Source organism: Lentzea indica, from assembly GCF_012184385.1.
Classification (GTDB): domain Bacteria; phylum Actinomycetota; class Actinomycetes; order Mycobacteriales; family Pseudonocardiaceae; genus Lentzea; species Lentzea indica.
The window spans coordinates 1-26,969 of the sequence record NZ_VSRL01000014.1; the positions used below are offsets into that span (position 1 = coordinate 1).

A 26,969-nucleotide genomic window follows, 5' to 3' on the forward strand; every position below is an offset into this window, starting at 1 on the left:
CGCACCGCCACCGGACGGGTAGCCGGCCGCCGCACCGGAGCCTGGAGGCGTGTAGACGGGTGTGACCTGGGGGCCCGCACCCGACGTGTTCGTGCTGCCGCCGCCCGCGCCGCCGCCCGCGCCACTGGTGAACGTTCCACCGGCACCTGCGTGGGCCTGGTTCTGCTGATCGGCACGAATGCCGTCGAACCCGCCGGAGGTCGGCCGGTTGACGCCGCCACCGCCACCACCAGCGCCCTTGTGCGCCAGCGCGGAGATCGCGTCGATGACCTGCTCGGCGACCTTGGCGATCTGCGAGACCTGCTTGATCAGGTTCATCAGCTTCTGCACGGAGCCGAGCAGCTTCTGCAGGAAGTCGGCCAGCTTCTGCGCGTACCTGACCGCGGTGGACACGATGTCCGCGATCGCACCGGCGATGGCCGCGCCGAAGGTGAGGATCGACGCCGCCAGCCACTGGATGATCTTCATGACCATGTCGGCGACGGCCTGGCTGATCAGGTCCATGATCTGCTTGCGGACCTCGGCGACGAGCTTGCCGGCACCCTCGACCGCCGCGGCGATGCCGTGGGTCGCCTTCGAGAGCGACTCCAGGCCGCCCGCGTGCTTCTGGGCGGCGGCGCGGTAGCCGTCGGCCGCCCTGCCCTGCCACTCACGGGTCTGCTGGACGCAGATGCGCTTGTACTCGGTCGCGATCCCCTGGACCTGCTGGCCGGCCGACCGGTAGGTCTGCGCCATCTTGGAGATGGACTCCGGGCTGCCCAGCAGCATGTCGAACGGCTCGCGCAGGAAGTCGACGTGCTGGATCGCCCAGCTGAAGCCGGCCGACAGGAAGCCGCTCAGCGGGTTCCCCGACATGCCGATCATGCCCATGGCCGTGTTGGCCATGCCCAGGCCCGCGTTGACCCAGTCGCCCCGCTCGATGGCGGAGTAGGTGTTCGAGATGTTGCTGATCAGCTGCTGGGTGTCCTGGCCCTTGGCCTGCTGTGCGGGGGCGTTCATCCCCGGCCTCCTTGGAAGCCGAACATGTTGTCGAGGTCGACCTGCTCGTACTGCTCGATCGTCTCCTTGAGCCCGATGCCCATGTCCATGAGCGAGTTCGCCGCCTTGCCGAGCCCGTCCTGCCCGAGGCCCGCCTGCTGGAGCACGTACTGGGCCAGGAAGCCCAGGAAGACGCCGAAGGCCTCGCTGGTGAGCGATCCCGGGTCGCAGGTCTCGGTGGCCTTGCGCAACCGGTCGGTGAGCCGGTCCACGCTCGCGGCGTGGGTTCTCAGCTCGTCGAGGTCGATGTTGAACATCTGCTGCATTGCCTTGCCCCCTTCTGCACTCAGGCCATGACGTCGGGCGGGTTGGTGAAGTACTCGTCGTCGGGCCGCGTGTCCTTGCGCTCCAACTCCGACTTCGGTTCTTCCTCGTCGGTTCCGTCGCCGGCGTATCCGTGCGGCATCTGAGCCTTGACGAACTCCAGCGCCGGGCTCTCGCCGACGAAGTCACCCATGATCTGCACGACGCGGCCGGAGGCCTCGCGCTGGGCCTTGGTGGAGGCGGCGAGCACCGCCGTGGCGATCTCGCTGGGGTCCATGCCGCGGGCCTCCGGCTTGATCTGCAGATCGGTCAGCACGCCGGTGGCGTTGACGGTCACCGTGATCAGGCCGTCAGGCGAGCTGGCGCTTCCGCCCACACCACCGAGCTGGCCGGCGGCCTGTTCCGCCTGCTGCTTCGCCTGCTCGATCTTGGCCCCGTACTGCTTGAGCCACTGATCGGGGTCAATGGGCTGCATGGTCACCCCCGTTGAGTGAATTGGTCATTCGTTCGATTCGCCGTAGACGCCCGTATCGTTTCACTCGTTCCCTGCTCACCGATACTTTGAGTCCGATTACCGCCATACGGGTTAACGAAGGGGTCACCGTGCCTGAGGGAGTGCTGGAGATCGACGGGATCTCCAAGCGCTACGGAGAGGTCGTCGCCCTGCGGGACATGTCTTTTGACGTGCGTGCGGGCGAGCTCTTCGGATTCGTCGGCAGCAACGGCGCCGGGAAGACCACGACCATGCGGATCGCGCTGGGCGTGCTCGCGGCCGACTCCGGCGAGGTGCGGTGGAACGGAAGAGCCGTCGACCTCGACACTCGGCGCCGCATCGGGTACCTGCCGGAGGAACGCGGGCTCTACCCGCGGATGAAGGTGCTCGACCAGCTGGTCTACCTGGCCGAGCTGCACGGCATGAGCACCAACGAGGCGCACAAGAGCGTGGAGAACTGGATCGCGCGCCTCGGGCTGCGCGACCGCCGCACGGACGAGGTGCAACGTCTGAGCCTCGGCAACCAGCAGCGCGTCCAGCTGGCCGCCGCGCTGGTGCACGAGCCGGACGTGCTGGTGCTCGACGAGCCGTTCTCCGGCCTGGACCCGGTCGCTGTGGACGTGATGAGCCACGTGCTGCGGGAGAAAGCGTCGTCCGGTGTGCCGGTGGTGTTCTCCAGCCACCAGCTCGACCTGGTGGAACGGCTGTGCGACCGGGTGGGCATCGTCAGCGCGGGTTCGATGGTCGCCGTCGGAACGGTGGATGAACTCCGGTCCGGTGGAGAGTCTCGGCTCGTCGTTGAGTCGCCAACGACCGAATGGACTGCCACCCTTGATGGCGTGCGGGTGATCGAGAAGAACGGGACGCGCTGCGTGCTCGAGCTCGCCGAGGGCGTGGACGACCAGTCCGTGCTGCACGCCGCATTGGCCGTGGGTCCCGTGCACGAGTTCTCCCGGCAGCGGCCCTCGCTGACCGAGCTGTTCCGCAACGTGGTGACCACCGAGGCGAGGAGCGCATGACGTCTGCCCGAGCGGTTTCGCTGGTGGCAAAGCGCGAGTTCGTCACGAAGGTGCGCACCAAGTCGTTCCTCGTCGGCACCGCGGTGATCATCGCCGTGCTCGCCGGGTACGTGGTGCTGCAGTCCGTCCTGTTCGACGACCAGCGGCACAGCGTCGTGGGCTTGAGCGGCCAGGCGACGCAGCTCGCGGATCCGTTGCGGGAGAAGGCGAAGTCGTTCGGCATCGAGGTCGAGACGCGTGACGTCACGACCATGGACAACGCAGAGCAACAGGTCCGCGACGGCTCGCTGGACGCACTGGTGACCGGCGCGCCCCCGGCGTTGAAGATGATCGTCAAGGGCTCCGGCGACGAGGTGCTGACGACGACGCTCAACGACGTGCTGCGTCAGCAGGTGCTGGTCGCGCAGCTCGCCGAGGCCGGCATCACCCCGCAGCAGGTCGCGCAGAACCTCGCGAACGTCAGCGTGGCCGTCACGGCGCTGGAACCCGTTGACCCGCAACGAGGTCAGCGCCTCGCGATCGGGTTGATCGTGGCCGCGCTGCTGTACTACTCGCTGCTGGTCTACGGCACGATGGTCGCGCAGGGCGTGGTCGAGGAGAAGTCCAGCCGGGTCGTGGAGATCCTGCTCGCGACCGTGCGACCGTGGCAGTTGTTGCTGGGCAAGGTGATCGGGCTCGGCGCGGTCGGCCTGCTGCAGCTGCTGGTCATCTCGACGGTCGGGCTCGTGCTCTCGTCGGCGTTCGACGTGATCGACGTGAGCGCGTTGGGCGGCACGGCTCTGCTGATCGGCGTGCTCTGGTACTTACTCGGCTTCTTCTTGTACGCCACGGTGTTCGCGGCCGCCGCGTCACTGGTGTCGCGACAGGAGGAACTGCAGTCGGTGCTGACGCCGATCAGCATGACGATCATCGTGGCGTTCGTGGCCGGCATCAACCTGATGATCGGCAGCCCCAACGGCCCCACGGTCACCGTGCTGTCACTGCTGCCGCCGTTCGCCCCGATCCTGATGCCGGGCCGCATGGCGCTGGGCGTCGCTCCTGCCTGGCAGGTCGTGCTCGCGATCGTGCTGGCGCTGGCGGCCATCGCGGCGATCACCTGGCTGGGCGGCAAGGTCTACGCGAACGCCGTGCTGAGGACCGGCGCTCGCGTCAAGCTCCGCGAGGCACTCAGGACCTGACCGCCCAGTTCGTCGTTCAACGCGGGCAAACACTTGTGCAGGAAATCGATTCGCGGTTGCCAGGACGGTTTCCGCAACACGAAAGGCAGGATGATCAGCTGTTCGCAGTCACGACGGAACCAGACAAAGCAAAAGGCGCGCCCGCAGAACGGGCGCGCCTTTTCAGCTACAGCGTCAGCGGTTCTCCATCGCGATGAAGTCGCGCTCAGTCGGGCCGGTGTAGATCTGCCGCGGACGGCCGATCTTCGTGGCCGGGTCGTTGATCATCTCGCGCCAGTGCGCGATCCAGCCGGGAAGGCGGCCGAGCGCGAACAGCACGGTGAAGAACTTCGTCGGGAAGCCCATCGCCCGGTAGATCAGACCCGTGTAGAAGTCCACGTTCGGGTAGAGCTTGCGGGAGATGAAGTACTCGTCGCTCAGAGCGGCCTCTTCCAGCTGCTTCGCGATGTCGAGCAGCTGGTCGTCCGCGCCCAGCTTGTTGAGGATCTCGTCCGCAGTCTTCTTGATGATCGCGGCACGCGGGTCGTAGTTCTTGTAGACCCGGTGGCCGAAGCCCATCAGGCGGACGCCGTCCTCCTTGTTCTTCACCTTGTTGACGAACGACTTCACGTCGCCGCCGTCGGCCTTGATCTTCTCGAGCATCTCCAGCACCGCGCTGTTCGCGCCGCCGTGCAGCGGGCCGAACAGGGCGTTGATGCCGGCGGAGATGGACGCGAAGAGGTTCGCCTCGGACGAGCCCACCAGGCGCACGGTCGACGTGGAGCAGTTTTGCTCGTGGTCGGCGTGCAGGATGAACAGCAGGTCGAGCGCGCGGACCAGGTCCGGGTCGAGGTCGTAGGCCTCTGCCGGGAAACCGAACGTCATGCGCAGGAAGTTCTCCACCAGGCCAAGCGAGTTGTCCGGGTAGAGGAACGGCTGGCCGACCGACTTCTTGTACGCGTAGGCCGCGATGGTCGGCAGCTTCGCCAGCAGGCGGATCGTGGAGATCTCCACCTGGTTCGCGTCGAACGGCGACAGCGAGTCCTGGTAGAAGGTCGACAGGGCGGACACCGCGGAGGACAGCACCGGCATCGGGTGCGCGTCACGCGGGAAGCCGTCGAAGAAGCGCTTGAGGTCCTCGTGCAGCAGCGTGTGCCTGCTGATCTTCTGCGAGAAGTCCTCGAGCTGAGCGGCGGTCGGCAGCTCGCCGTAGATCAGGAGGTAGCTGACCTCGATGAAGTTCGAACGCGCGGCCAACTGCTCGATCGGGTACCCGCGGTAACGCAGAATTCCGGCGTCGCCGTCGATGTAGGTGATCTCGGAGGAGCAGGAGGCCGTGTTGACGAAACCGGTGTCCAGGGTTACCAGACCGGTGGTCGACAGCAGCTTGCCGAGATCGATGCCGGACGCGCCTTCGCTCGCCGTCACCACCTTCATCTCGAGCTCTCCGCCCCCGTGGCGCAGCGCGACGGTCTGGGTATCGTTCGGCGCAGTCGTCGCGTCGGGCATTCAAGTCCCTCTCAACGCTCGGACGGGGTGGCGGCGGACCGCGCGGTCTGCCGTCGTCTCGGACCACCCCGTTGGGATCTGAGTCTTCAAGTTCACTCACGCTAGTCGGCGGAAGGCCCGCCTCGCAGCAGCGGTATGAACCGATTCTGTGAGATGGGACCGGCATCACATCCGTAATGCCAGTTTCTAGCGCGGCTACCCCACGGTAGTCCGATCCTCCGCTTTATCCACCCAGTGCGGCGGTGAGTTCGCTCGCAAAGGGCGGTTCGGCACCGGCGCGCGAACATGTGATCGCGGCGGCCGCACCCGCGTAGGTCAATGCGCCGGCCCATTCATCGGTTGAGAGTGCGCGCACCTTCTCGACGCTGAGCGCGTCGTGGTGGTGCAGCCACGCGAGCAGGGCACCTTGCACCGTGTCGCCGGCTCCGATCGTGTCGACCACGTCCACCTTCACGGGTGGCACGTCGACCTGACCCGTGGCGGTGATCACTGACAGACCGTCGCCACCTTTCGTCAGCACGACGGCGGCCGGTCCCTGTGAAACCCACGTCCTTGCGATCTCGATCACGTCGCCGTCCTCGGCGAGCCACTGGGCGTCCTCGACGGACACCTTCAGCAGTCCGACGTCCGGCAGCCACGACCGGAACCGCGCCCGGTAGGCGCCCGGATCCTCGATCAGGCCAGCCCGGATGTTGGGGTCGAGCGCGGTGAGCAAACGCTTGCTCTCGCGCCGCAGCACCTTCTCGTAGACGGAGGCCCCAGGCTCCAGCACCAACGACAACGTGCCGAACGACACGGCCTTGGCGTCCTCCGGCAGCGGACCGGGGTCCTCGACGAAGCGGTCGGCGGTGCCCTCGACGTAGAACGCGTAGCGCGCGGAGCCGTCCTCTGCGAGCCCGACGACGGCGAGCGTGGTGTTCTCGCGTCCGCGCTGAACCAGATCGGTCCCCACGTTCGACGCGTGCAGCCGCTTGATCAGCTGCTCGCCGAAGTGGTCCTCCGACACCCGCGACAGGAAGCTCGTGGGCACGTCCAGACGCCCGAGCGCGACGGCCACGTTGTACGGCCCGCCGCCCAGCTTCGGCGCGAGCGGCGTGAGCTCGTCCTCGCCCACCGGCACCATGTCGACCAGTGCCTCACCAGCAACCACGATCACTTCTGGCTCCGTTCTCTCTGGAGCCCATCCAACAACAGTTCGCCCAGCGCGGTGAACGCCTCCGCGTCCGAAACACCTGCCCGTTTCGTGAGGACACCCGTCTGGATGCCCTCGATGAGCAGTCCGGCCATCTCCGCGAACAGCGTCGCGTGGACCTCGCGGAAGACGTGCAGCTCGACCCCGTCCTGGATGAACGCCTTGATGCGCTCGGCGGCGGCACGGGCGTTGCGCTCGTAGGTGGCACGCGTGGGCGGGAAGGCCGACACGTCCGCGATGAACGCCGCCGAGGCCTTGTTGAGCTCCTCCGCAGCGCCCGCGAGGTAGCTGCCGATGCGTTTGCGCACGTCGTTGAGGCCCGCGATGCGCTTCTCGATCCGCTCGGCCGCGCCCTTGAAGTAGCGGCCGACGACGCGCACGGCGAGCTGTTCCTTGCTGCCGGCGAGCGCGTACAGCGTCGATTTCGAGCAGTGCAACCTGCCCGCGATGTCATCCAGCGTGAGATGACCGAAGCCCTCGGTGAGAAGAGAGCTTCCAACCGGGTGAGCAGCTCAGCCTGCCGCTGCGTGAGAGCCCGCGTCATGTGACGACCCTGCCACACTTACTGGCACCTGTACTGGCGTACGTCCTACAGTACAGCTACCAGTACACACCGGAGGTCGACGATGCCCGCCGAACGGCTGCTCCCCACGCAGGAGGCCGAGGACCTGATCGCGCTGGTCAAGGAGATCGCGCGGGACGAGCTGAAGCCACACGCCGCGGACGCGGAGGAGAACGAGAAGTTCCCCCGCGATGCGTTCCGCCTGCTGGGCAGGTCCGGCCTGCTCGGCCTCCCGTACCCGGAGGAGTTCGGCGGCGGCGAGCAGTCCTACGAGGTGTACCTGCAGGCGCTCGAAGAGGTCGCCTCGGCGTGGATGACGGTCGCCGTCGGCCTCTCCGTGCACGTGATGTCCTGCTACGGCCTCGCCACCTTCGGCACCCGCGAGCAGCAGGACCGCTGGCTCCCCGAGATGCTCGAAGGCGAACTGCTCGGCGGCTACGCCCTGTCCGAGACCCAGGCAGGCTCCGACCCCGCCGCGATGTCGACCCGCGCCGTCCGCCAGGGCTCCGAGTACGTCGTGAACGGCACCAAGGCGTGGATCACCCACGCCGGCGCCGCCGACTTCTACACCCTGATGGCCCGCACGTCCCCCGACGCCGGCCGCGGCATCTCCTGCTTCCTCGCACCCGGCGACGCACAGGGCCTCTCCGCCGCGACCCCCGAGCGCAAGATGGGCCTCACCGGCTCGATCACCGCCCAGCTCCAGTTCGACGACGTCCGCTTCGGCACCGACCGCCTGATCGGCAACGAGGGCGACGGCCTGAAGATCGCACTGTCCGCTTTGGACTCAGGCCGCCTCGGCATCGCCGCCTGCGCGGTAGGCCTGGCCCAAGCCGCCCTGGACGAGGCCGTGGCGTACGCCAAGACCCGCACCCAGTTCGGCCGCCCGATCATCGAGTTCCAGGGCCTGGAGTTCCTCCTGGCCGACATGGCCGCCGCCGTCGAATCGGCCCGTGCCACGTACCTCCAGGCCGCTCGCCGCCGCGACCGCGGCCTCCCGTTCCGCCAGCAGGCGTCGATCGCCAAACTCATCGCCACCGACGCGGCGATGAAGGTGACGACCGACGCCGTGCAGGTGCTCGGCGGTGCGGGCTACACCCGCGACTTCCCGGTCGAGCGCTACATGCGCGAGGCCAAGGTCCTTCAGATCTTCGAAGGCACCAACCAGATCCAGCGCCTGGTCATCGGCCGCGGCCTCCGCTAGTCGCTTCCCGGTAGAAGGGGTCGGCCACGACCCCTTCACCCTTGCGCTCGTCGAACGTGTAAACCTCACGCCCCTGCACATACACGTGCAGGGCCCGGCTCATCACGTCCAACGGGTCCCCGGACCAGATCACCACGTCCCCGTCCAGCCCTGGCTTGAGCGAACCGACCCGGTCGTCCAGCCCCATGATCCTGGCCGGGTTCGTCGTGATCGACCTCAGCGCGGTGTCACTGTCCAGCCCCTCCTTGACCGCCAAGGTCGCCTGGTGCACCAGGAAGTGGATCGGCACCACCGGATGATCCGTGGTGATCGCCAGCTCGACCCCCGCCCGCGCCAGGATGCCGGGGTTGCGCAGCCCCCGGTTCCGCAGCTCCACTTTGGACCGAGCGGTGAACAGCGGCCCGATGATGACCGGAATATGCTTCTCCGCAATGAGATCCGCGATCAGGTGACCCTCAGTCCCGTGGTTGAGGATCAGCTTGTACCCGAACTCCTCGGACAACCGGATCGCCGTGGCGATGTCGTCGGCCCGGTGCGCGTGCTGACACCACGGCAGCTCGCCCGACAACACCTTCGCCAGGACCTCCTGCGTGTTGTTGCGCTCGAAGGCCTTCCCCTCGGCCTCCGCCTCGGCCTTCTTGGCGACGTAGTCCTGAGCCTTGGTCAACTCGTCACGAATGACCGCCGCAACCCCTTGCCGAGTCGACGGCAGCTTCTTCTTGTCCCCGTAGACCCGCTTCGGATTCTCACCAAGCGCACTCTTGACGCTGACCGGCTCCTTGATGAGCATCTCGTCAACGGTCCGCCCCCAACACTTCACAGCCACGGTCTGCCCACCGATAGGGTTGCCGGACCCCGGCTTGATCACCGCAGTGGTCACCCCACCACTGAGCGCATCCGCAAAGCCCAGGTCAGCGGGGTTGATCGCGTCGAGCGCCCTCATCCGCGCACCGACCGGATCGGTCATCTCGTTGGTGTCCTGCCCGGCCCACCCCTCGGCCTCCTCGTGGACACCGATGTGCCCGTGCGCCTCGACGAAGCCGGGCAACACCCAGGCCCCGTCCGCGTCGACGACCTCAACCCCGTCCGGAATGTCGACGTCAGCGCCAACCGCGACGATCTTCCCGTCCTGAATCAGGACAGTGCCGCCTTCGACGGGTTCGCCGTCGACGGGCACGACGTAGCCCCCGGTGATCGCGATGTTCATGGTTAGCAACGCTAACGGTTAGACCAGCCATCGGCCAGTCCCAACAGCAACGGCGAAGGCGCAGCCGAACAGCCCTTCCCACGCGAAGGCGCAGCCGAGCAGCCCGCGAAGGCGCAGCCGAGCAGCCCGCGAAGGCGCAGCCGAGCCCGCCCTCCCATACGACTCTGGCGGTGTGGCTCCCCCGTCTAGCGCTCCGACGCTTTAGCCTCTGGTGCGCTGGACGGGGGAGCCACACCGCAGCCGCAACCACCAACGCAACCGCAAGCCGCCAAAAGCAACGGGCGTGCCATCAACCCGCGAACGGCGCTGGAGGGCTCTTTTGGGAGTGTCGGGAGTCTGAGGGCAGAGCCCTCAGGAAAAGCACGCACCCGCAACGCAAGCACGCAACCGGAACCCACCTACGGACACGAAACCGGCGCACGCCAACGAAACAGGGAGACGACCTACGAACCCGAGGCGCCCAACGGCTTGATCCCCCACCGAGCCCCCCAAGACTCCCCAGGAGCAACCCAAATCAGGTCCACCCCAGAGTTCAAAGCATCCGGCGGACAAGTCATCGGCTCAATGGCAACAGCCCGACCCCGCCCAGGATAGGAGTCCGGCGTGTACACCTGAACCCACCGAAAAGCCGGATCAGCCCACACCTCGACCCCACCACTAGAAGCAACCAACGAGTGGTGCACCAGCCCGTCCCGACCAGGCTCACACCCACCGAACGGCGTGTCCAACCGAACCCCGTCCAACCCCCGACCGGAACGGAAGTCGTACTCGGTTCCCTCCACCGGCACAGCCGGCCCAGAAGGAACCATCCGCTCCACATCCAGCGGCACAACGGTCGTAGCAGCCAACGTCAGGGTGCAGGCATCAGTGGATGCGTTCCCAGCCCGAGGGTAAGGATGGGTCCCGACCCCGAACGGCGTAGCCAGGTCGCCGACGTTCTTGACCCCGTGCGTGACAGTAAGCCCGTTGTCGTCCAGCGCGTAAGACACGGTGACGTGCAAAGCCGCAGGCCACCCAGCCTGAGGCTCAATGGTCGTCCGCAACGACACCAACGACCCGGTGTGCTCCAGAACGGCCCAAGCCCGCCGCCGCACCAGCCCGTGAATCGCGTTCCCCCGAGCCGGCTCGGTGACCTCGAGCTGTTGAACGACCCCGTCCAGCACCCAGCAAGCCCCGGCAGTCCGGTTGGGCCACGGCACCAGCACGGCGCCGGCACTCATCGGGGGCTTCTCATCCGCGCCGAACGTCTCCACATACGGAACGCCGTCCACCTCGAAAGACCGCAGGCCCGCCCCTACAGTCGCGATCACGGCGGTGGCACCCTCGTACGAGATCCCCAACATGAGGTTGAAGCGTACGGGGCCAACGGAAGGATTCATCCATGAAGGTTCATCACCTCAACTGCGCCACGATGAGGCCGCCGCTGGTCGCGGGCGGCATCGTGGCTCACTGCCTGCTCATCGAGACCGACCAGGGGCTCGTCCTGGTCGACACCGGGTTCGGCATGCACGAGGTGAACAACCCCAAAGAGACGATCAACGGGCTCAGCCGCGCGCTGCTCAAGCCGCTGCTCGACATCAACGAGACGGCGATCTTCCAGGTCGAGAAGCGCGGGTACGGGGCCGAGGACGTCCGGCACATCCTGCTCACCCACCTCGACATGGACCACGCGGGCGGGCTGCGGGACTTCCCGAACGCCATCGTGCACGTTCTGGACACCGAGTTGGAGGCCGCGACCAACCCGCCCACCGCCAAGGACCGGATGCGGTTCCCGAAGGCCCAGCGCGAGGGCGTCACCTTCCAGACCCACAAGGCGGAGGGCGAGGAGTGGTTCGGGTTCGAGGCGGTCAAGAACATCCCCGGCCTGCCGGAGGACGTTCTGATGGTGCCGCTCATCGGCCACACCCGCGGGCACACGGGCATCGCGGTCAAGGGTGACGACGGCTGGCTGCTGCACGCCGGCGACGCGTACTTCTACCGCGGCGAGGTCGAGACGCCGCCCAGCAACATCTTCGCGCTCAAGCTCACCGCCAAGCAGACCGAGACGATCCGCGAGCAGCGTCTGTCCAATGTGGAACGTCTCAGGGAGCTGAAGGCCAGTGGTGAAGCGGAAGTCTTCTGCGCCCACGACCCCGTCGAACTGGCAAGGCTGGCGTGACGTTCATCCGCCAGATCCGCCTGGACCACACCGCCGACACGCACCGGTACCCGTTCACGCTCCCTGTCGTGCAGCACCTGATCAAGCACCCGATCGACCTCACGAAGCCGATCACGTTCCTGGTCGGCGACAACGGCGCGGGCAAGTCGACGCTGGTCGAGGCCATCGCCGTGGCGGCGGGGTTCAACGCGGAGGGCGGCTCGCAGTCGTTCCGCTTCGCGACGCGCGCGACCGAGTCGTCGCTGGGCGATCACCTGACGCTGAGCTGGGGCACCAGGAAGCCCCGCACCGGCTACTTCCTGCGCGCCGAGTCGTTCTACAACGTCGCCACCGAGATCGACCGGATCGGCGACGGGATTCTCGCGTCGTACGGCGGGAAGTCGTTGCACGAGCGGTCACACGGCGAGAGCTTCATCGACCTGATGACACACCGGTTCGGCGGGCGCGGGCTCTACGTGCTGGACGAACCGGAAGCCGCGCTGTCGGTCAAAGGATGCCTGACGGTGTTGCGGCGCATGCACGAACTCGTCGACGAAGGTTCGCAGTTCATCATCGCCACGCACTCGCCGATCCTGCTCGCGGCACCGAACGCCACGATCATGGAGATCACCGACACGATCGACGAAGTTCCTTATGACGCAGCGGAACCGGTCGCGCTCACCCGGAACTTCCTGGGTGAACCCGACCGGTTCCTGAGGCACCTGCTGGACTGAGCTACTTCCCCAGGTTCTCCGGGTGGATCTCGTGCTTGCCGGTCAGCACGCGGTTGATCACCCACAGCACCACGCCGGCCAGGAGCAGCCAGCCCGCGATCTTGTAGTCGTCCCACGGACGACCGGACAGCACCGGCATCGCGAGGTACGCACAGGTGATCGCACCGAGCACCGGAGCCCACGTCGGCGCGCGGAAGTGCTTGTGCTCGGACTTTTCCCGGCGCAGCACGAGGCACGCGACGTTGACGATGGTGAAGACGATCAGCAGCAGCAACGACGTCGTGCCGCCGAGCTTGCCGATGTCCGCGGTCGACACCAGGATCACCGCGACGCCGGTGGTGAAGACGATCGAGATCCACGGCGTGCGGCGGAACGGGTGCACGGTGCCGAAGAACCTCGGGATGATCCGCTCGTTCGCCATGCCGTACAACAACCGGCTGGCCATCAGCATGTTGATCAGCGCCGAGTTGATGACCGCCAGCAGACCGATCAACGCGAAGACCCACAGCGGGAAGCCGGGAGCGCCGACCGTGACGACCCGCAGCAACGCGCTGCTGCCGGCTTTGGCCAGCTCGTCGGCCGGGATCAGCAACGACGACGTGATCGCGACCAGCACGTAGATCGTCGCCGCGATGCCCATGCCCCAGAGCATCGCGCGCGGGAAGATCCGGACCGGATCACGGCACTCCTCGGCCATGTTCACCGAGTCCTCGAAGCCGACCATCGCGAAGAACGCGAGCGCCGTCGCCGAGGTGATCGCGAGCATCACGGTGCTGCCGTCGGGAACGTCGACCTGGGTGAGCCTGCTGGGTTCACCGTCGCCGACCGCGATCGCGTACGCGCCGATCAAGATGATGATCACCAGGCCGGACAGCTCGATGCACGTGAGCACGACGTTGGCCTTGACCGACTCGGACACGCCGCGGAAGTTGATGATCGCCAGCGCCGAGATGAAGATGATCGCGATTCCGGTGATCACCAGCGACTCCGGCCGGATCGCGACGTCGAAGAACTCGATGAGCAGCTGCCGCAGATAGGTGCGGCCGAAGGCGAGCGCCGCCGAGGACGCCGATGTGATGCCGGAGCACATGACCGCGAACGCGACCATGAACGTCAAGAAGTGAATCTTGAACGCCTTGTTGGTGTACAGCGCCGCGCCCGCCGCTCTGGGATATTTCCCGACGAGCTCGAGGTAACTGAACGCGGTGAGGAACGCGACCACGAACGCGAGCAGGAAGGGCAGCCACAGCGCGCCGCCGATCTTGCCGGCCACGTTGCCGGTGAGCGCGTAGATACCGGTACCGAGGATGTCGCCGACGACGAAGAACAGCAGCAGCTTCGGGCCGATCGCCCGTTTCAGCTCTGGTTGCTCCGTTTGTGGAGTCGCTTCAGCCATGCCCTGGGATTGTGCCCGTTTTGCCTGGGTACCTGCATGAACGGACGCCTACCTCACCCATATGGTGTAACAATTCCGCGATCTTGGTCAGCCACGTCCCTACCTGGGGGTTCGAGATGAAACCTGCCGCAACACTGCTCATCGCGGCCGTGGCGTTGACCGCCTGCACATCGTCACCCCCACCGGCCCAGCAGAGCCGTTACTCCGACGTCAAGAGCCTCGTGGAGGCCGTGACCAAGAACGTCGGCGAGAAGGCGACCTACCGCTTCACCATCGCGCCACCGCCCACAGGCGGCGGTGTCAGGGCCCCGGCGAACGGCGTGGTGCAGCTGGGCGGTGTCCCGAGCATCGACGCCACCACCACCCGTCCTGTGCAGGCCGGCGGTGGGCCGGAGCAGCTGCGGTTCGTCTCGACCACAAAGGACAGCGCGTTCGTCTTGCTGCCGCAGGTGTTCGGCCTGCCGAAGGACAAGCCGTGGGTGAAGCTGGATCGCAAGGACGGCGACGAGTTCACCAACACCCTGCTCGGCTTCCACGACGTGGTCTACCAGCAGGCCGTCTTCACGACGTACCACCTGCCGGTGATCCAGGCGGGCGGCGAGCTCAAGCTGATCACGGAGGCCGGAGGGGCCACGCGCTACTCGTTCGCCGTCGACTACCAGAAGGCCTACGACACCCTCACCGACGAGAGCCTGCGCAACGAGGTCAAGCTCGCCCTCGATCAGAAGGTCGCGGGCTCGACCGGTGAGATCGAACTGGACGGCAGCGGCCTGCCGGTCCGGATCACGTTCTCCACCCAGCTCCAGAACGCGCAGATCGTCGACGAGGCGCGCTTCTCCGACTGGGGCACCGATGTGAAGATCGCCGAGCCGAACGCGAACGAGATCAGCTCGCGGAACTGACCCGGTAGCGCCAGATCGCCGGCAGCAACGCCACGGCGACCACGGTCGCGATGATCACCAGCACCCCGCCGGCCGTCACCGCCGCCGCCGTGCCGAACGCCGCGCCACCCGTGCAACAGGTCCGCGATGCGCGGTCCACCCGCCACCACGACGATGAAGACGCCCTGCATCCGCCCGCGCATCTCGTCCGTCGCTGCCGACTGCAGGATCGCGCCGCGGAACGCCATCGACACCATGTCCGCCGCGCCCGCCAGCGCCAGGAACGCCGCCGCGACCCACAGCGACCCGGCGAGCCCGAACCCCACGATCGCGATGCCCCAGCCCACCACGGCCAGCGTCACCGCGACACCGTGCCTGTTGATGTTGGTGATCCACCCGGACGTCAGTCCGCACAGCACCGCGCCGACGGGAATCGCCGCGAACAGCACGCCCAGCGCGAAGCCGCCACCGGGCGGGTCACCGAAGGTGTGCTGGGCCATCTCCGGGAACAGCGCCCGCGGCATGCCGAACACCATCGCGATGATGTCCAGCACCATGCTCGCCAGCAACACCTTCTGCGCCCAGAGGTAGACGAACCCCTCCAGCACGTCCTTGAGCCCGGCGCGCCGCACAGCCCCGTTCAACGGCGGCATCGGCGGCAACAGCCACACCGCGTACACCGTGACCACGAGCGCGATCGCGTCCACCAGGTACAGCGTCGACAGGCCCACCACCGGCATCAACGTGCCCGCGAGCAACGGCCCGAGCACCGCGCCGAACTGCATGACCGTCGAGCCCAGCGCACCGGCCGACGGCAACAGCTCCGCCGGCACCAGCCTGGCGATCGACGCCTGCCGCGCGGGCGCGTTGGCCGCGAAGAAAACCTGCTGCAGGCCGAGCAGTGCGATCACCAGCCACACCGAGCCGATGTTCAGCGCGGCCTGCGCCCACAACAGCACCGACGAGACGGCGATGCCGGTGTTCGTGACGAGCAGCAGCTTGCGGCGGTCGACGGTGTCCGCGATCGCGCCGCCCCACAGCCCGAAGACCAGCAACGGAACCAGCGCGACACCCGCCGCGATGCCGACCCACGCCGACGACCCGGTGAGGTCGAAGACCTGCTTGGGCACGGCAACGGCGGTGAGCTGGGAGCCCACCGCCGTGACGATCGTGGAGAGCCACAACCTGCGATACGCGACGATCTTCAGCGGACGTGTGTCGATCACGAACGTCGAGCGCGCACTTCTCCCCAGGGTGGCCACTTCGTTAGCTTATGACAACTAACAAGCCCTTTACGTGGATGTGTCGCCAACACCACTCGTCAAAGGCGGACGGGGTAGACCGGCTCCGGCACCTTCGGGCTGATCCTGCCCTCGACGAAGATCCCGTGCCAGATCATGAAGCACAGCACGGACCACAGCTGCCGGCTGCGGTCGAACTGCTCCGACTTGTGCTCCGCGAGCAGGTCCATCACCGCGTTCTTGTCGAGCAGGTGCCCGGTCTGCGAGTCCGCGATGATCCCGCGCGCCCAGTCGTACATCTCGGCACGCAGCCAGTGCCGGATCGGCACGGGGAAGCCCAGCTTGGGCCGGTTCAGCACGTGCGCCGGAATGATCTTCGCCAACGCCTTGCGCAGCGCGTACTTGGTCGTGCCCTCGGTGAGCTTCTGGTCCAGAGGAACCTCGGCGGCCACCCGGAAGACCTCGGGGTCGAGGAACGGCACCCGCAGCTCGATCGAGTTCGCCATGGTCACCTTGTCGGCCTTGACCAGGATGTCGCCGCGCAGCCACGTGAAAAGATCGATGTGCTGCATGCGCGCGACCGGATCCCAGTCCTCCGACTCGCGGTACCAGGGCGCCGTGACGTCCTGGAAGCCGATGCCCTCGACGTAGCCGGGGAACACGGCCCGCACCTGCGCGTCGCTGAAGTTGCGCGCGTTGCCGTAGTAGCGCTCCTCCAGCTTGAGCGAACCGCGCCGGAGCAGATCCTTGCCCCGCACGCCCTCCGGAATGGTCTTCGACACCTTGCCCATCAGCTTGCGGACACTGCCGGGCACCTTCTCGAAGGGGGACAACGAAAGCGGCTCGTGGTAGATCACGTACCCACCGAACAGCTCGTCCGCGCCCTCACCCGACAGCACAGCCTTGACGTACTTGCGAGCCTCACGCGCAATGAACCACAACGGCACCAGCGCAGGGTCCGCCACCGGGTCATCGAGGTACCAGATGATCAGCGGCAGCTCTTCCATCATCTCGTCCGGCGAGACGGTCCTCACGACGTGCCGCACCCCGATCGCCGCCGCCGTCTCCGCGGCGACGTCCACCTCGGAGTAGCCCTCACGATCAAACCCGCTGGTGAACGCGATGAGGTTCGGATTGTGCAGCTTGGCCAGCGTCGCAGTGGCCGTGGAGTCGATACCGCCAGACAGGAACGCCCCGACCGTGACGTCCGGGTCGGAGATCATGTGCTTGGCCACCGAGTCACGCATGACGTCGGCAATCCGCTCGTGCAGCGCCTCAGCCTCGTGCTCACCGTTCACCGGCCGTGGCGAGAACACCGGCTTGAAGTACCGGTTGAACAGAACCTGCCCGCCAGGACTGACCTTGAACGACGTCCCGGACTCGACGCGCCTGATGGCCTTGTGCAGCGACTCGGGCTCCGGCACGTACTGCAACACCAGGTAGTGCTGCAGCGCGGTGTGGTCAAGCTCCTGACTGATACCGAGCACACCGGTCAGCTGCAGCAGACTCTTCTTCTCCGACGAAAACGCCACACCCCCAGGCCCAGCCGCCCAGTACAGCGGCTTGATGCCGAACGGATCCCGCGCCCCGAAGACCACCCGCTCCTGCGCGTCCCAAATCATGAACGCGAACATCCCCCGCAACCGCTTGACCCAGTCCGCACCGAGGTAGTGGTACCCCGCGACGATCGACTCGCCGTCACCCTGCGTCTTGAACTGAGCCCCGAACTGCATGGCCAGCTCGGCCCGCAACTCCTTGTAGTTGTAGATCTCGCCGTTGAAGTTCAGCGTGTAGCGGGTCGGGTTCTCCGGCGGCCCCCACACCAACGGCTGGTGGGAGTGATCGAGGTCGATGAAGCCGAGCCGGTTGAACCCGTAAACAACCTCGGCGTCCGCCCACGTATCACTCTCGTCGGGCCCACGGTGCCGCTGGCAGCGCAGTGCTGCGGCCACTGAGCCACGCGCGGAGACCGCAGCGGCTTCGGTGGAACAGATGAGTCCGAGCACTCCGCACACGTGAAATCGCACCTCGTAGCTAGCCGTTGCCGAAATCCAAGTATGCCCGTGAGGAAACCGGGCACTTCGCCAGCCTGAGGACGCACGAGGCCACAGTCAGGTTCCACACCCCGCGATGGCGCAGCCGAGCCACCGCGAAGGCGAAGGCGAAGCCGAGCACCCCTCGCGAAGGCGCAGCCGAGCCGTCCTTCACACACCCCACACCAAACGCAACCCACCCACGCAACAGCACCCCGCCCAACCCAACAGGCGTGCCATCAACCCGCGCACGGCGCTGGACCCCCGATCAGATTGCTGGGGGTCCGGGGGCAGAGCCCCCGGAGGAACCACAAAACCGCCAGCCGCCAACGCAACACGACCACCTACGGACCGCAGGCGACCACCAACGAACAAGAGCGCGAACGCAGCAAAAGGGGCGCCCCTGCCCACAGGAGACGCCCCATCGCAAAAGCTAAAACCCCACAAGGCCCCTACGGGACCTACGGAGCAACCCGCTCCAACTGCCACCCATCCCGCAAAAGCCGGAACCGCAACCGGTCATGCATCCGATCCCGCCGCCCCTGCCAGAACTCGACCTCCTCAGGCCGAATCCGCCACCCACCCCAATGCGGCGGCACAGGAATCTTCTCGGTGTCAGCGAACTGCCGCTCAATCTTGTGCAGAGCAGAGTCCAAAGTAGACCGCCCACTCACAACCCGAGACTGCGGCGAAGCCCAAGCACCGATCTGCGACCCCCGAGGCCGGGAGTTCCAGTACTCGGCGGTCTCCACCGGCCCGACCTTCTCGACAGTCCCACGAACGTGAGCCTGCCGCTGCATCGCAAACCACGGGAAGGTGGCGGACGCGTACCGGGTCGCCATCAGGTCGTGCGACTTGTTGGACGTGTAGTTGGTGAAGAACACCAAGCCACGCGCATCGAGTCCCTTGGCCAGCACGGTCCGTGAAGACGGGCGGCCCTTGGTGTCGGTCGTCGCGAGGACCATCGCGTTCGGCTCGGGGAGGCCTGCACCCGAAGCCTGGTCCAGCCACAGCTGGAGCTGTTCGTGCCACGTGGCGGCAAGCTCCGACTCGCTCAGCGAGCCCTGCTCGTATGACACGCGCATCGCCGGTAGTGCGATGTTCGTGGTCTCCGTCATTGGCGAACCTCCAAGTGGCGGCAGAACTCGTGGTCCCTGGACCCGCGACCATACGCACGGCGAACGGATCCCGAAACCGCCTGCGCGGTGATGACCACCACCTGAACGGTGACTGTCCGTGCAAAGAACAGTTCTGGATCGAATTCGGGATCGAGTCAGATGGCGTCGAGCACATTTGTGACCGTGACCACGTCATCACCCAGTGCGGTGGCAAGGGTTCCGCCCGCTGCCAAGGGAACGACGCTCCACCACTCCCCGCCATCGGAAACGCGTGCCACCGCGTCGAGCATCAGCTCGGTGCCGACGACCCGCTTGCCCGCCAGACCGGCGGTAGACGCGTCCAACGACGGCGAGCCGACGACGAGTTGTTGATGCAACAACGGCTTGCCGCAACGGGTTGCACGCACCGAGGTCGACAGCGCGCCGGGCGATTCACGGGTGCGGCCGAGCACCAGGATCTCGCGTGTCCGCAACTCTGCGTGACCGTCCAATTCGGCCTCCACCACTGCCGTGTGATTCGCGCGGCCCGTCACGACGGTCGGCTCTGGCAGGTAGCGGACCGAGCCCTCGACCAGGAACCGGACCACAGAGGACGACGACGTGCCGGACGAGCCGGGCAGCAGCAGGGTCGCCGCGACTCCGCGAAGGTCGAGCGACGCTCCAGGGCCGACCTCGACGGTCAGCGACAGGCAATCGCCGCCCAGTGGCGCCGTCACCGAGCTCACCAGGTGCACCAGAGCGACCGGGCCCACGCGCCGGTGCGGCACCAGTGTCAGAGGCGACTGGGAGCGCAGGACCCGCACGACGCTGTTGCCGTGCGAGTCCAACGAGACGACCAGCCGAGCAGAAGCCTTCACAGCTGGGCCAGCACCCACTTGGCGACCTCGGGCGCGTCCGGCGTCTCCACCAGCGACTGGGCGATGACGGGCAGCGAGCCGCGCATGCGGTGCGCGTCCGAGATCATCACCTCCATGTCCGCGCCGACGAACGGCGCCAGGTCCACTTTGTTGATGACCAGCAGGTCCGCTGTCGTGACGCCGGGGCCGCCCTTGCGCGGCACCTTGTCGCCGCCGGCCACGTCCACGACGAAGATCTGCCGGTCGACGAGGCCGCGCGAGAACACCGCGGTCAGGTTGTCGCCGCCGCTCTCGATGATCACCAGATCCAGGTCGGTGAACCTGTGCTCCAGGCGTTCGACGGCGTCCAGGTTCGCGGTGATGTCGTCGCGGATCGCGGTGTGCGGGCAGCAACCGGTCTGCACCGCCTCGATGCGTGACGGGTCGAGCACGCCCGCTCGCCGCAGGAAGTCCGCGTCCTCGGTGGTGTAGATGTCGTTGGTGACGACCGCGAGCTCCAGCTGCGAGCCCAGGGCACGGCACAGAGCGGCCGTCAGCGCGGTCTTGCCGCTGCCGACCGGGCCGCCGATGCCGATCCGCGGCGCCTTGCCGTGGTGGTGATCGTGCGGGTCGGGCCCGTGGTTAGCTCCCAAAGAGACGCACCCCTTCACGTCGAACATGTGCCTCGGCCAGCAGGTCCAAGGCAGGTGATCCCAAACAAGGCAGTTCCTTCACCGCCCGCGAGGCGACGTCTTCCACCGGAAGCGCCGCCACGATCGCGTTGACCCCGAACGGGTCCAGTCCCAGCAACCTCACCGCCGCCGACGCCGGTCCGCTGACAGACAAGTATGCGCACGTCAGCGCGGCTTCATACGGATCATCGACCAGCACACCGATCACCAGCGGCTGGTGCGGAGACGCCGCCAACGACGAAAGCCGCGCGGAGGGCCACGCCCGCCGAGCCGCCCGCAGCATGCCGCGTCCCTGCGCCCGCGAAGCCTCGCGCTGGGCAGGCGACGGCGTGCGGGCGTCGAGCTCCGCATCCAAAACAGCAAGATCCTCGCCGCGAGCCGCCGCGGCCGCGAAGCCCGCCGCCAGCAGTCCGGTGGTGAGCAAACGGCCGTACAGGAACGACTGCAGCGACGGCTCGTCGACAACCAGCCCGCGCGCGGCAGCCTCCTCCAGGCCACCGGAGTGCACGTGGCCACCGCCGGGGAACCGGGAGTCGGCGAGGATCAGCGCGGTCAGCATCAGAACAGGAAATATCGTTGAGCCATCGGCAGTTCGGCGACCGGCGCCGGCTCGACGAGAGCACCGTCGACGTGCACGGCGAAGCTGTCTGGATCGACCCGCACGTCCGGCATCGCGTCGTTGAGGACCATGTCCGCCTTGGTGACCGAGCGGGTGTTGGAGACCGGCAGCACGCGCCGCGCGTACCGATCCGCGATCCCTGCCTCGATCGCCTCCGGCGCAACGAAGAACACGCTCGAAGCGGCTCCGGCCGTGGCACCGAACATCGGCCGCGCCCACACCGGTTGCGGCGTCGGGATCGAGGCGTTGGCGTCGCCCATCGCGCCCCACGCGATGAACCCGCCCTTCAACACCACCGACGGCCGCACGCCGAAGAACTTGGGCTCCCACAACACCAGATCGGCGAGCTTGCCCTTCTCCACCGAGCCGACCTCGGCCGAGATCCCGTGCGCGATCGCCGGATTGATCGTGTACTTCGCGACGTACCGCCGGGCACGCAGATTCGGATCAAGGGAATGCCGGGACTGCATCACGTGGGCGGTCTGCCAGGTCCGGATGATCACCTCGCCGACGCGGCCCATCGCCTGCGAGTCGGACGAGATCATCGAGATCGCGCCCAGGTCGTGCAGCACGTCCTCGGCCGCGATCGTGGTCGGCCGGATGCGCGACTCGGCGAACGCCAGGTCCTCAGGCACGGACGGGTTGAGGTGGTGGCACACCATCAGCATGTCGAGGTGTTCTTCGAGCGTGTTGACGGTGTGCGGGCGCGTCGGGTTCGTCGACGACGGCAGCACGTTCGGCAACGAGACCACCCGGATGATGTCCGGTGCGTGCCCGCCGCCCGCACCCTCCGAGTGGTAGGCGTTGATCGACCTGCCACCGATGGCGTCCACAGTGGACTCCAGGAAGCCGGCCTCGTTCAACGTGTCCGTGTGGATCGCGACCTGAACACCCGACTCGTCCGCCACGCGCAGACACGCGTCGATCGCGGCAGGCGTCGTACCCCAGTCCTCGTGCAGCTTGAACCCACCGGCGCCACCGGCGAGCTGTTCGCGCAAACCCTCGTGCGAGACCGTGTTCCCCTTGCCCAGCAACAGAACGTTGATCGGCATGTGGTCCATCGACGTCAGCATCCGGTCGAGGTACCAGGCGCCAGGCGTGACCGTGGTGGCCTTCGTGCCCTCCGCGGGACCGGTGCCGCCACCGATCAACGTCGTCAGCCCGGACGCCAGCGCCTCGTCCACGATCTGCGGGCAGATGAAGTGCACGTGGCAGTCGATGCCGCCCGCGGTCAGGATCTTCCCGTTGCCGGACAGGATCTCCGTCGACGGGCCGATGACCAGGTCGGGGTGGACCCCGTCCATCGTGTCCGGGTTGCCCGCCTTGCCGATCGCGACGATCCTGCCGTCCCGCACACCGACGTCGGCCTTGACGACACCCCAGTGATCGAGGATCACCGCACCGGTGATGACCAGGTCCGGCGCGCCCTCGGCACGGGTCGCGACGCCCTGACCCATCGACTCGCGGATCACCTTGCCGCCGCCGAAGATCACCTCGTCGCCCGAACCTGCACCGCGCGAAAGGTCCTCGGTGACCTCGATGAACAGGTCGGTGTCGGCGAGCCGGATCCGGTCGCCCACGGTCGGCCCGAGCAGTTCGGCATAGCGCTCGCGGTCGATCATCGCTGCAACCCCCGGACAATCCTCAAGCCTGCCAACGGAACCAGCGTGACCTCGCGCTCGACGCCCGGCTCGAACCGCACCGCGGTGCCCGCGGGGATGTCGAGCCGGTACCCGAAGGCTGCCTCGCGATCGAAGTCCAGCCCGGTGTTGACCGACGCGAAGTGGAAGTGCGATCCGACCTGGACGGGCCGGTCGGCGACGTTCACCACGGTCATCGTGACCCGCGGCCGTCCAGGGTTCAGCTCGACGGGTTCGGAGCCGACGATCACCTCACCCGGCGCCGGGCCGGCGGAAGGCGCGACTCGGGTGGTGCACGGTGACGAGCTTGGTGCCGTCCGGGAACGTCGCCTCCGCCTGCACCGAGTCGATCATCTCCGGCACTCCGCGCATGACCTGCTCCGGCGCGAGCACCGTGCGGCCGCTCTCCATGAGCTCGCTGACCGTGCGGCCGTCCCGCGCGCCCTCCAACACGTGGTCGGTGATCAACGCGACGGCCTCGGGATAGTTGAGGAGCACCCCGCGTTCGAGCCGGCGGCGCGCCACGTCGGCGGCGACGTGCACGAGGAGCTTGTCGCGTTCATGCGGCGTCAGATGCACCCGGCTGTTCTAACACGTGAAAGCCGGCTATCGCGGAGTGGAAACACGGCTGAAACACGGACGCGTGTCCATCGACCGGTTGACAGCCGGGGTCAGCGGTGCGGTCGTCCCGCCAGAACCCCGCGAAACCGCAGGATTCACCCCATGAACGCGATCCGAGTGAGGGGCCTGAAGAAGGCCTACAAGGGCCACCAGGCGGTGGCAGGGGTGGACCTCGACGTCGCACGAGGCGAGGTCTTCGCGGTGCTCGGGCCGAACGGGGCCGGCAAGACGACCACGGTGGAGATCCTGGAAGCACACCGCGACCGGGACTCCGGCGAGGTCAGCGTACTGGGCGTCGACCCCGCCAAGGCGGACCGGGTGTGGCGGTCGCGGCTCGGGATCGTGCTGCAGAGCGCGACCGACGCCGCAAACCTCACGGTCAATGAGGCCGTGCGGCATTACGCGAAGTACTACGCCGATCCGCGGGATCCGGACGAGGTGATCGAGCTCGTCGGGCTCGCGGAGAAGGCCAGGTCACGCGCCAGCACGTTGTCCGGTGGTCAGCGCAGGCGTCTGGACGTGGCGCTCGGCATCATCGGCCGCCCTGAGCTGGTGTTCCTCGACGAGCCGACCACGGGCTTCGACCCGGAGGCGCGCCGGCAGTTCTGGGGCCTGATCAAGGACCTGGCCGCCGAGGGCACCACCATCCTGCTGACCACGCACTACCTGGACGAGGCCGAGGCGCTCGCGGACCGCGTGGCCGTGCTTGCGGGCGGCCGATCGTCGCCGAGGCACTCCGCAGACGCTGGGCGGCCGCGCGCACGCCGACGCCACCGTGCGCTGGATGAGCGACCGCGGCTACCAGGAGGTTCGCACCTCCGAACCCACCAAGGTGATCGCCGAGCTGTCCCGCCACGGCGAGCTCGCCGAACTCTCCGTCACCCGTCCGTCGCTCGAAGACGTCTACCTGGAGCTGATCGCATGACCACCGCAATTCTTTCCCAGAAGGATTTGCCCGGAACGTTGCAGCTCGGTCTCGCGAGGGGTGCGACCGAACTGCGGGAGTTCTTCCGGCAGAAGGAAAACCTCATCTTCACGGTGTCGCTGCCGGCGATCCTGATGCTGCTGCTGGGCACCGTGTACGTGACGGAACCGGCGCACGGCCAGATGTTCGCGGCCAGCATGATCGGCGCCGGCATCATCTCGACGTCGTTCGTGGGACTGGGCATGAGCGTGGTGGCCGACCGCGAGGACGGCACGCTGAAGCGCCTGCGCGGCACGCCGATGCCGTTCACGTCCTACTTCATCGGCAAGATCGTCCTGGTCTTCGTGTCGAGCCTGGTCGAGGCCGTGCTGCTCCTCGCGGTGGCGATGGTCCGGTTCGACGTCGAACTGCCGAACACGCTCGGCAAGTGGGCCACGTTCGGCTGGGTGTTCGTGCTCGGTGTGATCTCGTGTTCGCTGATCGGCGTCGCGGTCAGCTCGATCGCCAACTCGACCCGCAGCGCGGCCGGTGTGCTGAACCTGCCGTACATCGTGCTGCAGTTCCTGTCCGGCGTGTTCATCATGCAGACGGCGCTGCCGGACTCGCTGCGCACCGCGGGTTCGATCTTCCCGCTGAAGTGGGTGTGTCAGGGTTTCCGTTCGGTGTTCGCGCCGGACGACGGCTACGCGGTCATGGAGGCGGCGGGATCATGGGAGCTCGGCAGGATCGCGCTGGTGCTCGGGGCGTGGACGATCGCGGGCCTGGTGCTGGTCAGCCGGACCTTCAGGTGGACCAACACCAGTCGCTGATCACCTGGTACGTGCTCTTCGCGGTCACGCAGGCCACCGCGCTCGTGCTCATCCTGATCGACCGCAACACCCTCGCCGACCGCCTGACGGCGGCGGGGTTGTTGTGCTTGAACGGCCTGTGGTTCCTGCTCTACGGCAGGAAACTGGTCAGGCACCGGGCCGAGGACTGGCGCGGGTTCGTCTACGCGGCCGGCTCGCTCGCCACGTTCGCGCCGGCGGTCTGGTTCAGCGGCAACGCCACCTTCGCCCTGTTCGGCCTGATCCCGCAGATCTACATGGTGCTGCCGGTCACGTGGGCGTTCTTCCCGATGGCGTTGTTCGTGTTCACCCCGCAGATCCTGACCTGGCTCGCGGGTGCCGTGCCGGCACTCCCGTGGCCGGCCGCGCTGCTGATCGTCAGCTTCTCCCAGGCGTTCGGGTGGGCGATCAGCCGGATCGCGGACCAGAACGAACAACGCGGCGAGCTGCTGAAGCGCATCGAGGCGCTGACCATCGAGGCCGAGCGGGCGCGGTGGTCAGCGGAGATCCACGACACGCTGGCGCAGGGCTTCACCTCGATCATCACGTTGCTGCAGGGCGCGCAACCGAACGTGGAACTGGCCTTGCAGACGGCGCGGGAGAACCTCCGCGAGGCACGGGCACTGGTCGCTTCGAACGCACCGTCGCCTTTGGACGGTTCCTCCTTGGAAGACGCGTTGCGGCGGTTGGTGAACGGCGTGACGCTGCCGTCGACGTTCCGGGTGATCGGCGATCCGGTGGGGCTGCCGACCTCGGTCGAGGTGGTGCTGCTGCGAACCGTGCAGGAGGCGTTGAACAACGTGGCGCGGCACTCCGGGGCTTCGCGGGTCGACGTGGTGATGCGGTTCGACGAGGACAGCGTTTCGCTGGAGGTGCGGGACGACGGGCGCGGGTTCGGTGACGCTCCGGAGGGCTTCGGCCTGCGGGGCATGCGTGCACGGCTGGAACAGGTGGGTGGGACGCTCTCCCTGTCGTCGGACGAGGGGGCTTCGGTGCTGGTGGAGGTGCCGCTGTGATCAGGATTCTGCTCGTGGACGACCACCCGGTGGTGCGTCAGGGCCTCCGCGGGATGCTCGTGGCCGACGATCTGGAGGTCGTCGGCGACGCGGGTTCGGGACGGGAAGCCATCGAGAAGGCCGCTGTTCTGAAACCGGACGTCGTCCTGATGGACCTGCGGATGCCGGAGATGGACGGCGTCGCGGCGACCGCGAAGATCGCCGGAACCGGACCGCGCGTGCTCGTGCTCACGACGTACGAGACCGATTCGGACATTCTTCGCGCGGTCGAGGCCGGCGCGTCCGGGTACCTGCTGAAGGACTCGACCACCGAAGACCTCATCGCGGCGATCCGGGCGGCGTCGCGGGGCGAGACCGTCCTAGCGCCGTCGATGGTCGCGAAGGTCGTCGGACAGGTCCGCACGCCACCGTTGTCCGCGCGCGAGGCCGAGGTGTTGCGGCTGGTCGCGAAGGGTATGTCGAACGTCGAGATCGGACGGACGCTGTTCATCTCGGAGGCGACCGTGAAGACTCACCTGCTGAGGGTGTTCAACAAACTGGGCGTGTCCGACCGCACCGCCGCGGTCACCACCGCCATGGATCGCGGCATGCTCCAGTGACGCGGTTCC

24 protein-coding genes and 4 pseudogenes are annotated in these 26,969 nt (G+C 67.2%); 10 read left to right on the forward strand and 18 right to left on the reverse strand.

Annotated elements, in window-relative coordinates; genetic code table 11:
- From FXN61_RS06120 to FXN61_RS06130, 3 genes are all read right to left on the reverse strand, one after another.
- A partial coding sequence (locus FXN61_RS06120) for a WXG100 family type VII secretion target (RefSeq protein ID WP_376770586.1) occupies positions 1 to 999 on the reverse strand: 999 nt, incomplete at its 3' end.
- Positions 996 to 1,304, reverse strand: coding sequence for a hypothetical protein (locus FXN61_RS06125; protein ID WP_167971066.1), 309 nt, complete (start codon positions 1,302 to 1,304; stop codon positions 996 to 998). The genes FXN61_RS06125 and FXN61_RS06120, both read right to left, overlap by 4 nt.
- Before the next feature lie 20 nt (positions 1,305 to 1,324).
- Entirely contained in the window at positions 1,325 to 1,777 is a 453-nt protein-coding gene (locus FXN61_RS06130; RefSeq protein ID WP_167971067.1) for a YbaB/EbfC family nucleoid-associated protein, read from the reverse strand.
- A 128-nt stretch (positions 1,778 to 1,905) separates the two neighbouring features.
- Between FXN61_RS06130 and FXN61_RS06135 the strand changes: the two genes are divergently transcribed.
- Positions 1,906 to 2,814, forward strand: a complete 909-nt coding sequence (locus tag FXN61_RS06135; RefSeq protein ID WP_167971068.1) for an ABC transporter ATP-binding protein — start codon at positions 1,906 to 1,908, stop codon at positions 2,812 to 2,814.
- Positions 2,811 to 3,992: an ABC transporter permease gene (locus tag FXN61_RS06140; RefSeq protein ID WP_167971069.1), complete on the forward strand. Its 1,182-nt coding sequence runs from the start codon at positions 2,811 to 2,813 to the stop codon at positions 3,990 to 3,992. Before FXN61_RS06135 ends, FXN61_RS06140 begins: the two co-directional genes overlap by 4 nt.
- Positions 3,993 to 4,166: 174 nt before the next feature.
- On the opposite strand, the gene FXN61_RS06145 is transcribed toward FXN61_RS06140, so the two are convergent.
- From FXN61_RS06145 to FXN61_RS06155, 3 genes and pseudogenes are all read right to left on the reverse strand, one after another.
- The gene (locus FXN61_RS06145; RefSeq protein WP_167971070.1) at positions 4,167 to 5,480 is read right to left on the reverse strand and encodes a citrate synthase; all 1,314 of its coding nucleotides are present in this window, start codon (positions 5,478 to 5,480) and stop codon (positions 4,167 to 4,169) included.
- 223 nt (positions 5,481 to 5,703) lie between these two features.
- The gene (locus tag FXN61_RS06150; RefSeq protein WP_167971071.1) at positions 5,704 to 6,636 is read right to left on the reverse strand and encodes a carbohydrate kinase family protein; all 933 of its coding nucleotides are present in this window, start codon (positions 6,634 to 6,636) and stop codon (positions 5,704 to 5,706) included.
- Positions 6,633 to 7,216 (reverse strand): annotated as a pseudogene (locus FXN61_RS06155) (TetR/AcrR family transcriptional regulator). The gene FXN61_RS06150 and the pseudogene FXN61_RS06155 overlap by 4 nt, the downstream one beginning before the upstream one ends.
- Positions 7,217 to 7,298: 82 nt before the next feature.
- Between FXN61_RS06155 and FXN61_RS06160 the strand changes: the two are divergent.
- Complete coding sequence (locus tag FXN61_RS06160) at positions 7,299 to 8,438, forward strand: acyl-CoA dehydrogenase family protein (protein WP_167971073.1); 1,140 nt, start codon at positions 7,299 to 7,301, stop codon at positions 8,436 to 8,438.
- Here the strand turns inward: FXN61_RS06160 and FXN61_RS06165 are convergent.
- Positions 8,416 to 9,645 carry an amidohydrolase gene (locus tag FXN61_RS06165; RefSeq protein ID WP_167971075.1) on the reverse strand — a complete coding sequence of 410 codons (1,230 nt, stop codon included), beginning with the start codon at positions 9,643 to 9,645 and terminating at the stop codon, positions 8,416 to 8,418. The genes FXN61_RS06160 and FXN61_RS06165 overlap by 23 nt on opposite strands.
- 443 nt (positions 9,646 to 10,088) lie before the next feature.
- Positions 10,089 to 11,024, reverse strand: coding sequence for an aldose 1-epimerase family protein (locus FXN61_RS06170; RefSeq protein WP_312877569.1), 936 nt, complete (start codon positions 11,022 to 11,024; stop codon positions 10,089 to 10,091).
- A gap of 2 nt (positions 11,025 to 11,026) precedes the next feature.
- Between FXN61_RS06170 and FXN61_RS06175 the strand changes: the two genes are divergently transcribed.
- Together FXN61_RS06175 and FXN61_RS06180 are read left to right on the forward strand one after the other, a co-directional pair.
- Complete coding sequence (locus FXN61_RS06175; RefSeq protein ID WP_167971078.1) at positions 11,027 to 11,803, forward strand: MBL fold metallo-hydrolase; 777 nt, start codon at positions 11,027 to 11,029, stop codon at positions 11,801 to 11,803.
- Complete coding sequence (locus tag FXN61_RS06180; protein ID WP_167971080.1) at positions 11,800 to 12,516, forward strand: AAA family ATPase; 717 nt, start codon at positions 11,800 to 11,802, stop codon at positions 12,514 to 12,516. The genes FXN61_RS06175 and FXN61_RS06180 overlap by 4 nt, the downstream gene beginning before the upstream one ends.
- 1 nt (position 12,517) lies before the next feature.
- Here the strand turns inward: FXN61_RS06180 and FXN61_RS06185 are convergent, their stop codons facing one another.
- Positions 12,518 to 13,912: an APC family permease gene (locus tag FXN61_RS06185; RefSeq protein WP_167971082.1), complete on the reverse strand. Its 1,395-nt coding sequence runs from the start codon at positions 13,910 to 13,912 to the stop codon at positions 12,518 to 12,520.
- Positions 13,913 to 14,028: 116 nt separating this feature from the next.
- Here FXN61_RS06185 and FXN61_RS06190 point away from each other — a divergent pair, with 116 nt between their 5' ends.
- Positions 14,029 to 14,814 carry a hypothetical protein gene (locus FXN61_RS06190; protein WP_167971084.1) on the forward strand — a complete coding sequence of 262 codons (786 nt, stop codon included), beginning with the start codon at positions 14,029 to 14,031 and terminating at the stop codon, positions 14,812 to 14,814.
- Here FXN61_RS06190 and FXN61_RS06195 read toward each other — a convergent pair.
- From FXN61_RS06195 to FXN61_RS06235, 9 genes and pseudogenes are all read right to left on the reverse strand, one after another.
- A pseudogene (locus FXN61_RS06195) lies at positions 14,798 to 16,016 on the reverse strand (MFS transporter). The gene FXN61_RS06190 and the pseudogene FXN61_RS06195 sit on opposite strands and share 17 nt — an antisense overlap.
- A 98-nt stretch (positions 16,017 to 16,114) precedes the next feature.
- Positions 16,115 to 18,049: an asparagine synthase (glutamine-hydrolyzing) gene (asnB, locus tag FXN61_RS06200; protein WP_167971086.1), complete on the reverse strand. Its 1,935-nt coding sequence runs from the start codon at positions 18,047 to 18,049 to the stop codon at positions 16,115 to 16,117.
- Between the two features lie 479 nt (positions 18,050 to 18,528).
- The gene (gene pdxH / locus FXN61_RS06205; RefSeq protein WP_167971088.1) at positions 18,529 to 19,185 is read right to left on the reverse strand and encodes a pyridoxamine 5'-phosphate oxidase; all 657 of its coding nucleotides are present in this window, start codon (positions 19,183 to 19,185) and stop codon (positions 18,529 to 18,531) included.
- A gap of 155 nt (positions 19,186 to 19,340) precedes the next feature.
- A complete protein-coding gene (locus FXN61_RS06210) occupies positions 19,341 to 20,042 on the reverse strand; it encodes an urease accessory protein UreD (RefSeq protein ID WP_167971090.1) in 702 nt (233 codons plus the stop codon).
- Positions 20,039 to 20,674, reverse strand: coding sequence for an urease accessory protein UreG (ureG, locus tag FXN61_RS06215; RefSeq protein ID WP_246290837.1), 636 nt, complete (start codon positions 20,672 to 20,674; stop codon positions 20,039 to 20,041). The genes FXN61_RS06210 and ureG overlap by 4 nt, the downstream gene beginning before the upstream one ends.
- A complete protein-coding gene (locus tag FXN61_RS06220; RefSeq protein ID WP_167971199.1) occupies positions 20,664 to 21,275 on the reverse strand; it encodes an urease accessory protein UreF in 612 nt (203 codons plus the stop codon). Before FXN61_RS06220 ends, ureG begins: the two co-directional genes overlap by 11 nt.
- Positions 21,272 to 22,954: an urease subunit alpha gene (locus FXN61_RS06225; protein WP_167971094.1), complete on the reverse strand. Its 1,683-nt coding sequence runs from the start codon at positions 22,952 to 22,954 to the stop codon at positions 21,272 to 21,274. Before FXN61_RS06225 ends, FXN61_RS06220 begins: the two co-directional genes overlap by 4 nt.
- Positions 22,951 to 23,223, reverse strand: a complete 273-nt coding sequence (locus tag FXN61_RS06230) for an urease subunit beta (protein WP_167971096.1) — start codon at positions 23,221 to 23,223, stop codon at positions 22,951 to 22,953. Before FXN61_RS06230 ends, FXN61_RS06225 begins: the two co-directional genes overlap by 4 nt.
- Before the next feature lies 1 nt (position 23,224).
- Positions 23,225 to 23,551: an urease subunit gamma gene (locus FXN61_RS06235; RefSeq protein ID WP_167971098.1), complete on the reverse strand. Its 327-nt coding sequence runs from the start codon at positions 23,549 to 23,551 to the stop codon at positions 23,225 to 23,227.
- Between the two features lie 144 nt (positions 23,552 to 23,695).
- Between FXN61_RS06235 and FXN61_RS06240 the strand changes: the two are divergent.
- The 4 genes and pseudogenes from FXN61_RS06240 to FXN61_RS06255 all read left to right on the forward strand — a co-directional run bounded on the left by FXN61_RS06240 (position 23,696) and on the right by FXN61_RS06255 (position 26,960).
- Positions 23,696 to 24,518: pseudogene (locus FXN61_RS06240) on the forward strand (ABC transporter ATP-binding protein).
- Between the two features lie 80 nt (positions 24,519 to 24,598).
- A pseudogene (locus tag FXN61_RS06245) lies at positions 24,599 to 25,327 on the forward strand (ABC transporter permease); the annotation flags it as partial.
- Complete coding sequence (locus FXN61_RS06250) at positions 25,306 to 26,361, forward strand: sensor histidine kinase (RefSeq protein ID WP_167971102.1); 1,056 nt, start codon at positions 25,306 to 25,308, stop codon at positions 26,359 to 26,361. The pseudogene FXN61_RS06245 and the gene FXN61_RS06250, both read left to right, overlap by 22 nt.
- Positions 26,358 to 26,960: a response regulator gene (locus tag FXN61_RS06255; protein ID WP_167971104.1), complete on the forward strand. Its 603-nt coding sequence runs from the start codon at positions 26,358 to 26,360 to the stop codon at positions 26,958 to 26,960. Before FXN61_RS06250 ends, FXN61_RS06255 begins: the two co-directional genes overlap by 4 nt.
- The last annotated feature ends 9 nt before the right edge of the window (positions 26,961 to 26,969 follow it).

What these genes read in the sequence shown, in the direction of transcription:
- FXN61_RS06125 (WP_167971066.1), bottom strand. Translation starts at nt 1,304, where the DNA reads ATGCAGCAGATGTTCAACATCGACCTCGACGAGCTGAGAACCCACGCC.
- FXN61_RS06130 (WP_167971067.1), bottom strand. Translation starts at nt 1,777, where the DNA reads ATGCAGCCCATTGACCCCGATCAGTGGCTCAAGCAGTACGGGGCCAAG.
- FXN61_RS06140 (WP_167971069.1), top strand. Translation starts at nt 2,811, where the DNA reads ATGACGTCTGCCCGAGCGGTTTCGCTGGTGGCAAAGCGCGAGTTCGTC.
- FXN61_RS06145 (WP_167971070.1), bottom strand. Translation starts at nt 5,480, where the DNA reads ATGCCCGACGCGACGACTGCGCCGAACGATACCCAGACCGTCGCGCTG.
- FXN61_RS06160 (WP_167971073.1), top strand. Translation starts at nt 7,299, where the DNA reads ATGCCCGCCGAACGGCTGCTCCCCACGCAGGAGGCCGAGGACCTGATC.
- FXN61_RS06165 (WP_167971075.1), bottom strand. Translation starts at nt 9,645, where the DNA reads ATGAACATCGCGATCACCGGGGGCTACGTCGTGCCCGTCGACGGCGAA.
- FXN61_RS06170 (WP_312877569.1), bottom strand. Translation starts at nt 11,024, where the DNA reads ATGAATCCTTCCGTTGGCCCCGTACGCTTCAACCTCATGTTGGGGATC.
- FXN61_RS06175 (WP_167971078.1), top strand. Translation starts at nt 11,027, where the DNA reads ATGAAGGTTCATCACCTCAACTGCGCCACGATGAGGCCGCCGCTGGTC.
- FXN61_RS06185 (WP_167971082.1), bottom strand. Translation starts at nt 13,912, where the DNA reads ATGGCTGAAGCGACTCCACAAACGGAGCAACCAGAGCTGAAACGGGCG.
- FXN61_RS06190 (WP_167971084.1), top strand. Translation starts at nt 14,029, where the DNA reads ATGAAACCTGCCGCAACACTGCTCATCGCGGCCGTGGCGTTGACCGCC.
- pdxH (WP_167971088.1), bottom strand. Translation starts at nt 19,185, where the DNA reads ATGACGGAGACCACGAACATCGCACTACCGGCGATGCGCGTGTCATAC.
- FXN61_RS06225 (WP_167971094.1), bottom strand. Translation starts at nt 22,954, where the DNA reads ATGATCGACCGCGAGCGCTATGCCGAACTGCTCGGGCCGACCGTGGGC.